Raw genomic sequence first — 1,207 nt, forward strand, 5'->3', positions numbered from 1 at the left:
TAAGGCTTTGACCAATTATCATTGGTTGACTTATTGATGATTTGTTGTAGACCTTTGTCAACCGGATTCCGTATGATAACATTCAACCTGCCGCGAATTACTTCCTCTACGGTTACGATAGTTACAGCAAGGTTTTCTGCGTTAACCTTGACTCGCTGCACCATCATTGGATGATTCTGTTGCCAAAGGGAGAAACAATCCGTATCAAGTATGTATCGGCTCATTTGGTCTCAACCGCAGCGTCAATTTGACTGTAATAAGCTTCGGTTTCTGCATCGAGTTCGCGGCGATATTCTTCTATGTGTGCCAATACCTCATCGTATTGGGGATCGTTTTCATACTTACCAGCTAATCTCACCCAAGGATTGTTCGATCGACTATTCGTGAGTTTGACAGAGACGATTTCTGCTTCGGCTAGCTGGGCATTTACTAAATCGTGAAGGTTTTGCAGTGCTTGCGATCGCGTCTCGCCAAAAGCTTTACATTCTGGCCATCCCAGCAACGCTGCACTGACTGTTCTGTCTGATTCGTTTTTAATGATTATCTGAACAGTTGAGCTGTCGAGGTCGCCTCCAAAGTTAGTGCGATCGGCTGCGCGAATGTCGCAGGTAGCGTTACCTGTTAAGAGTGTTTGTGTCTTGACTGTCTCCTTGGTGTTTTCTTGGCGCGGCTTTTCTCTTTCTCCAATGATAGGCCGGCCTTTGATAAGCGCGCCAAGAAATTTGACCATGTTTACTCTTTCCTTGGTGTTTTCCTGGCCTAACTTTTTTATTACTGGCCCGACCGCCGAGGCAGGAGTTACCTTGACTGTAGAATAATCGCTGTTTTCCTGACGCTGCTTGATTATGTTTCGCTTGAAAAGCTCCTCAAATAGTAAAGTTTGCTCTTGGGCTGGCAAAGCTTCTATATCTTCAATTAGCGTTTGCACCGATCTAAGGCTGCTCATAAACTTCTATCTCTAAATTTTTCTAAACTCACTTGTATTGTAACAAAAATTGGGCCTTGGGCCTTGGGCCTTGGGCCTTAATCTTTTTTGAACTCGCCCCTTGCTTTTTTCGGTCACTTGACGTATTATTAAATAATGGGAATCTGTGCGACCATATATATAAGCATATATAAGCTTTTAAGTTATGGCTCTCCTGAACTTATGGTTATAAGTTTATCTAATCACAAAAGCAAGCTAATACGCGATTCCTAAAATTATTAA

1 protein-coding gene and 1 pseudogene are annotated in these 1,207 nt (G+C 42.8%); both read right to left on the bottom strand.

Going from position 1 to position 1,207, the window contains the following annotated elements; translation table 11 throughout:
* Positions 1 to 224 (bottom strand): annotated as a pseudogene (locus QUA40_RS28795) (hypothetical protein); the annotation flags it as partial.
* Positions 221 to 946: a hypothetical protein gene (locus QUA40_RS28800; RefSeq protein ID WP_333132136.1), complete on the bottom strand. Its 726-nt coding sequence runs from the start codon at positions 944 to 946 to the stop codon at positions 221 to 223. The gene QUA40_RS28800 and the pseudogene QUA40_RS28795, both read right to left, overlap by 4 nt.
* Positions 947 to 1,207: the final 261 nt, after the last annotated feature.

Source organism: Microcoleus sp. Pol11C3 (genome assembly GCF_036701485.1).
Classification (GTDB): domain Bacteria; phylum Cyanobacteriota; class Cyanobacteriia; order Cyanobacteriales; family Microcoleaceae; genus Microcoleus.

Bases quoted from the DNA above. Each gene is read 5' to 3' on its own strand.
- QUA40_RS28800 (WP_333132136.1), bottom strand. From the start codon at position 946: ATGAGCAGCCTTAGATCGGTGCAAACGCTAATTGAAGATATAGAAGCT.